The 5,481-nt window shown below is 64.4% G+C and carries 11 protein-coding genes; all 11 read left to right on the plus strand.

Features of this window, described 5'->3' with window-relative positions; genetic code table 11:
- Positions 1-63 precede the first annotated feature (63 nt).
- The 11 genes from rpsJ (at position 64) to rpsQ (ending at position 5,404) form a co-directional block, all read left to right on the plus strand.
- Positions 64-375 (plus strand): 30S ribosomal protein S10, encoded by a 312-nt coding sequence (gene rpsJ / locus V7Z54_RS09340; protein ID WP_144329495.1) that lies wholly within the window; start codon positions 64-66, stop codon positions 373-375.
- 186 nt (positions 376-561) lie between these two features.
- A complete protein-coding gene (gene rplC, locus V7Z54_RS09345) occupies positions 562-1,221 on the plus strand; it encodes a 50S ribosomal protein L3 (RefSeq protein WP_334136081.1) in 660 nt (219 codons plus the stop codon).
- A gap of 11 nt (positions 1,222-1,232) precedes the next feature.
- Positions 1,233-1,853, plus strand: a complete 621-nt coding sequence (rplD, locus tag V7Z54_RS09350; protein ID WP_334136083.1) for a 50S ribosomal protein L4 — start codon at positions 1,233-1,235, stop codon at positions 1,851-1,853.
- Positions 1,850-2,164, plus strand: a complete 315-nt coding sequence (gene rplW, locus V7Z54_RS09355; RefSeq protein ID WP_144329420.1) for a 50S ribosomal protein L23 — start codon at positions 1,850-1,852, stop codon at positions 2,162-2,164. The genes rplD and rplW overlap by 4 nt, the downstream gene beginning before the upstream one ends.
- A gap of 5 nt (positions 2,165-2,169) precedes the next feature.
- Positions 2,170-2,994, plus strand: a complete 825-nt coding sequence (gene rplB, locus V7Z54_RS09360) for a 50S ribosomal protein L2 (RefSeq protein ID WP_334136087.1) — start codon at positions 2,170-2,172, stop codon at positions 2,992-2,994.
- Between the two features lie 10 nt (positions 2,995-3,004).
- Positions 3,005-3,280 (plus strand): 30S ribosomal protein S19, encoded by a 276-nt coding sequence (gene rpsS, locus V7Z54_RS09365; protein ID WP_043700960.1) that lies wholly within the window; start codon positions 3,005-3,007, stop codon positions 3,278-3,280.
- Between the two features lie 6 nt (positions 3,281-3,286).
- Complete coding sequence (rplV, locus tag V7Z54_RS09370; protein WP_201739378.1) at positions 3,287-3,619, plus strand: 50S ribosomal protein L22; 333 nt, start codon at positions 3,287-3,289, stop codon at positions 3,617-3,619.
- Positions 3,620-3,638: 19 nt separating this feature from the next.
- Complete coding sequence (gene rpsC / locus V7Z54_RS09375; protein ID WP_334136090.1) at positions 3,639-4,496, plus strand: 30S ribosomal protein S3; 858 nt, start codon at positions 3,639-3,641, stop codon at positions 4,494-4,496.
- A gap of 3 nt (positions 4,497-4,499) precedes the next feature.
- A complete protein-coding gene (rplP, locus tag V7Z54_RS09380; protein ID WP_144329416.1) occupies positions 4,500-4,916 on the plus strand; it encodes a 50S ribosomal protein L16 in 417 nt (138 codons plus the stop codon).
- A gap of 13 nt (positions 4,917-4,929) precedes the next feature.
- Positions 4,930-5,130 carry a 50S ribosomal protein L29 gene (gene rpmC, locus V7Z54_RS09385; protein ID WP_334136093.1) on the plus strand — a complete coding sequence of 67 codons (201 nt, stop codon included), beginning with the start codon at positions 4,930-4,932 and terminating at the stop codon, positions 5,128-5,130.
- Between the two features lie 10 nt (positions 5,131-5,140).
- The gene (rpsQ, locus tag V7Z54_RS09390) at positions 5,141-5,404 is read left to right on the plus strand and encodes a 30S ribosomal protein S17 (RefSeq protein ID WP_334136095.1); all 264 of its coding nucleotides are present in this window, start codon (positions 5,141-5,143) and stop codon (positions 5,402-5,404) included.
- Positions 5,405-5,481: the final 77 nt, after the last annotated feature.

Below are 5,481 nucleotides of genomic sequence, written 5' to 3' on the forward strand. Positions count from 1 at the left end.
CGAAGGCGGCCGCACCGTCGGCGCCGGCGTCGTGACCAAGATCATCGAGTGAGGCGGGCGACCATGAACAAGCAGAAAATCCGCATCCGCCTCAAGGCGTTCGACTACAAGCTGATCGACGCCTCGGCGGCTGAGATCGTCGACACCGCCAAGCGCACCGGCGCCATTGTGCGCGGCCCGGTGCCGCTGCCTACGCGCATGAAGCGCTTCGACATCCTGCGCTCGCCGCACGTCAACAAGACCAGCCGCGACCAGTTCGAGATCCGCACCCATCAGCGCCTGATGGATATCGTCGATCCCACCGACAAGACGGTGGATGCGCTGATGAAACTGGACCTGCCGGCCGGCGTCGACGTCGAAATCAAGCTGCAGTGAGGCGCTTCGCTTGCCCGGCGTGATGCCGGGCAAGCGCCTCTTGACAGGTCAAAGCCCGCGAGGTATATTTGCGGGCTTCGTCCTTTCGGGGGCGAAGATCAGTCTGTAACCTGCTCGTGCTTTCGGCTGCGCGCCGGAGGGCGGGCCATCAGACCCGGCCAATTGCAGTCGGGAACGGAGAAAACAATGAGTCTGAGCAACTCTCTCGGGTTGTTGGGCCGCAAGGTGGGCATGATGCGTCTGTTCACCGAAGACGGGGACGCGGTGCCCGTCACGGTGGTCGATGTGTCGAACAACCGGGTGGCACAAGTCAAGACCCAGGCCACTGACGGCTACGACGCGCTACAAGTGGCGTTTGGCAAGCGCCGGGCCAGCCGCGTCACCAAGCCAATGGCGGGTCACTACGCCAAGGCCGGCGTCGAAGCCGGTGAAATCCTCCAGGAATTCCGCGTCAGCGCCGAAGTGGCGGCCAAGTACGCCCCGGGGGCCACGCTGTCCGTCACCGAGCTGTTTCAGCCGGGCCAGAAGGTGGACGTGCAAGGCACCAGCATTGGTAAGGGCTACGCCGGCACCATCAAGCGCCACAACTTCGGATCGCAGCGCGCCTCTCACGGCAACAGCCGCTCGCACAATGTGCCGGGCTCGATCTCGATGGCGCAGGACCCGGGTCGTGTGTTTCCGGGTAAGCGCATGACCGGCCACATGGGCGCCGAGACCGTCACCACCCAGAATCTGGATGTGGTGCGCGTCGATGCCGAGCGCCAGCTGCTCCTGATCAAAGGGGCCGTTCCGGGTGCCAAGGGCGGCTTCGTGACCGTCCGTCCGGCTGTCAAGGCTGCCAAGTAAGGAGCGAACGGATGCAAGTCGAACTCCTCAACGACCAGGGTCAGGCTGCCGCCACCGTCGAGGTGCCGGAGACCGTCTTCGGTCGCGAATTCAACGAAGCGCTGGTGCACCAGCTGGTCGTTGCCTACCAGGCTAACGCGCGCCAGGGTACTCGCGCTCAAAAGGACCGTGGTGCCGTCAAGCACACCACCAAGAAGCCGTTTCGCCAGAAGGGCACCGGCAACGCCCGTGCGGGCATGAGCTCCTCGCCACTGTGGCGCGGTGGCGGCAAGATCTTCCCCAGCAGCCCCAACGAAAACTTCACGCAGAAGGTCAACAAGAAGATGTATCGCGCCGGCATGGCGTCGATCCTGTCGCAGCTGGTGCGTGAAGGGCGGCTGTCGGTGGTGGAGGGGATCAAGGTCGACGCCCCCAAGACCAAGCTACTGGTCAACAAGCTCAAGGCGATGAACGTGGATTCGGCGCTGGTCATCGCCGATGAAGTGGATGAAAACCTGTACCTGGCGTCGCGCAACCTGCCCAACGTGCTGGTGGTGGAGCCGCGCTACGCCGATCCGGTCTCGCTGGTGCACGCCAAGAAGGTGCTCGTCACCAAGGGTGCGCTCGACCAACTCAAGGAGATGTTCGCATGAGCCAGCCGAAGTTCGACGAAGGTCGCCTGATGCAGGTGCTGGTGGCGCCGATCATCTCGGAGAAGGCCACCCGCGTGGGCGAAAAGACCAACACCGTGCTGTTTAAGGTGCTGCGCGACGCCAGCAAGCCCGAGATCAAGGCGGCGGTGGAGCTGCTGTTCAACGTCAAGGTGCAGGACGTCAACGTCCTGAACCAAAAGGGCAAGGTCAAGCGCTTCGGTAAGACCATCGGTCGCCGTGACCATGTGCGCAAGGCCTATGTGACCCTGGCCGAAGGTCAGGAGATCCAGTTCGGCGCAGAGGGAGTCTGAAAGCCATGGCAGTCATCAAGATGAAGCCGACCTCGCCCGGCCGTCGCGGCATGGTCAAGGTCTCGCGCGAGCACCTGTACAAGGGTCCTGGCTACGCTGCGCTGCTCGAGCCGCTGGCCAAGACCTCGGGGCGCAACAACAACGGACACATCACCGTACGCCACAAGGGTGGCGGTGCGAAGCACCACTACCGTATCATCGACTTCCGCCGCAACAAGGACGGCATTCCGGCCAAGGTCGAGCGCCTGGAGTACGACCCCAACCGCACCGCGCACATTGCGCTGGTGTGCTACGCCGACGGTGAGCGCCGCTACATCATCGCGCCGCGCGGTCTGGAGGTCGGCCAGAGCGTGATCAGCGGTGCGGAAGCGCCGATCCGCGTCGGCAACACGCTGCCGATCCGCAACATCCCTGTCGGCTCGACCATCCATTGCATCGAGCTCAAGCCGGGCAAGGGGGCGCAGCTGGCGCGCTCGGCCGGCGCCTCGGCGGTGTTGCTGGCGCGCGAAGGCGTCTACGCCCAGGTGCGCTTGCGCTCCGGTGAGGTGCGCAAGGTGCATGTGGACTGTCGCGCCACCATCGGCGAGGTGTCCAACACCGAACACAACCTGCGTCAGCTGGGCAAGGCGGGCGTCAAGCGCCACATGGGCATCCGCCCGACGGTGCGTGGCGTGGCGATGAACCCGATCGACCACCCGCACGGTGGTGGTGAGGGCCGCACCGGTACCGGTCAGCCGCCGCGCGATCCGTGGGGCAACCTGACTAAGGGCTACCGCACGCGCCACAACCGCCGCACGCAGAACATGATCGTCGTGCGTCGCAAGAAGTAAAGGTTGAGCCATGTCTCGTTCTCTGAAAAAAGGTCCCTTCGTTGACCATCACCTGATGGCCAAGGTCGAGAAGGCTCAGGCCGCCAAGGACAAAAAGCCGATCAAGACCTGGTCGCGGCGCTCGACGATCCTGCCCGAGTTCATCGGGCTGACGATCGCGGTGCACAACGGCAAGCAGCATGTGCCGGTTTACATCACCGAGCAGATGGTCGGTCACAAGCTGGGCGAGTTTTCGCTGACGCGCTCGTTCAAGGGCCACCCCGGTGACAAGAAAGCCAAGAAGTAAGGATTGATCATGGAAACCCGCTGTATCGTTCGCGGCGTGCGCCTGTCGGCCCAGAAGGGACGGCTGGTGGCCGACCTGATTCGCGGCAAGAAGGTGGACCAGGCCCTGCAGATCCTGACCTTCACGCCCAAGAAGGCTGCCGGCATCATCAAAAAGGCGCTGCTGTCGGCCATTGCCAACGCCGAGCACAACGACGGTGCCGACATCGACGAGCTGAAGGTCAAGACCATCCACGTCGAGCAGGGCACGACGCTGAAGCGCTTCACCGCGCGCGCCAAGGGCCGCGGCAACCGCATCAGCAAGCCGACCTGCCACATCTACGTGACCGTAGGCAACTGACGGAAAGGAAAGGAAGACCATGGGGCAGAAAATCCATCCGACCGGCTTCCGCCTGGCCGTCAGCCGTAACTGGGCCAGCCGCTGGTACGCCAGCAACCGCGAGTTCGCCGGCATGCTGGCCGACGACATCAAGGTGCGTGAATACCTGCGCAGCAAGCTCAAGAACGCTGCCGTCTCGCGCATCGTCATCGAGCGTCCGGCCAAGAACGCCCGCATCACCATTCATTCGGCGCGTCCCGGTGTGGTCATCGGCAAGAAGGGCGAGGACATCGAGCGCCTGAAGAAGGATCTGGCCGCGATGCTGGGCGTGCCGGTGGCCGTCAACATCGAGGAAATCCGCAAGCCCGAAGTCGATGCGCAGCTGATTGCCGACAGCATCACCCAGCAGCTTGAGAAGCGCATCATGTTCCGCCGCGCGATGAAGCGCGCCATGCAAAACGCGATGCGCCTGGGCGCGCAGGGTGTGAAGATCATGTCCTCGGGGCGTCTGAACGGCATCGAAATCGCGCGTACCGAGTGGTACCGCGAAGGGCGTGTGCCGCTGCACACGCTGCGCGCCGACATCGACTACGGCACGTCGGTTGCCAAGACCACTTACGGCACCATCGGTGTCAAGGTCTGGGTCTACAAGGGCGACACGCTGGGCCGCAACGACGCGCCGTCGCTGGACAGCACGACGCGTCCGGATGAGGAGCGCAGCCGCCGCGCCCCGCGCCGTGAAGGCGCACGCCCGCCGCGCGCAGGCGCGCGCCGTGGCAGCAATGCCGCCCCGGCCGACGGCAGCGACAAGCCGGCCGAAGCCACCGCACAACCCGCCGTTAAGCGCGTTCGAACCGACGCACCCGCGCCTGCAGCCGCGGACGGCAAAGGAGAGTAAACCATGTTGCAACCTGCTCGTCGCAAATATCGCAAAGAGCACAAGGGCCGCAACACCGGGGTGGCCACCAGCGGCACCACGGTGGTGTTCGGCGACTTCGGCCTGAAGGCTACCGACCGCGGCCGCCTGACCGCGCGCCAGATCGAGGCCGCACGCCGCGCCATCACGCGCCACGTCAAGCGCGGGGGGCGCATTTGGATTCGCGTCTTCCCGGACAAGCCGATCACCAAGAAGCCGGCCGAGGTCCGCATGGGCAACGGCAAGGGCAACGTGGAGTTCTACGTGGCCGAGATTCAGCCGGGCAAGGTGCTGTACGAAATCGTTGGCGTGCCCGAGCAGCTGGCGCGCGAGGCATTCGCGCTGGCCGCGGCCAAGCTGCCGCTGCGTACCACGTTCGTCACCCGCATGCTGGGCCAGTGAGGAAGGAGCATCCATGAAATCCGCTGAACTGCGCCAAAAAGACGTGGCCGGCCTGCAAGCCGAGATCAAGTCCCTGCAAAAGGCCCACTTCAACCTGCGCATGCAGAAGGCCACGCAGCAGCTGGCCAACACCGCCGCCCTGCGCCAGACGCGCCAGGCCATCGCCCGCGCCAAGACGATCCTGGCGGAAAAGCAACGCACCGTCGGTCAGTGAGGAGAGCACGATGACGCAAACCAAAGTCAAGCGCACCCTGATCGGCAAGGTCGTCAGCGACAAGCGCGCCAAGACCATCACCGTGCTGGTCGAGCGCCGGGTCAAGCACCCGCTCTACGACAAGATCGTGATCAAGTCCAGCAAGTACCACGCCCACGACGAAAACGGCGAGTACAAGCTGGGCGACATCGTCGAAATCACCGAAAGTCGCCCGCTGTCCAAGACCAAGAACTGGGTGGCGACGCGTCTGGTGCAAAAAGCCTCTACGGTCTGAGCACGGGGCAATGACCGCCCGGCTTGCCGGGTCAAAGGGGACGACCGACAATGCGGTCGTCCCCTAGTCGTTTGGGG

It is taken from the genome of Tepidimonas sp. (assembly GCF_036824975.1).
Lineage (GTDB): Bacteria > Pseudomonadota > Gammaproteobacteria > Burkholderiales > Burkholderiaceae_C > Tepidimonas.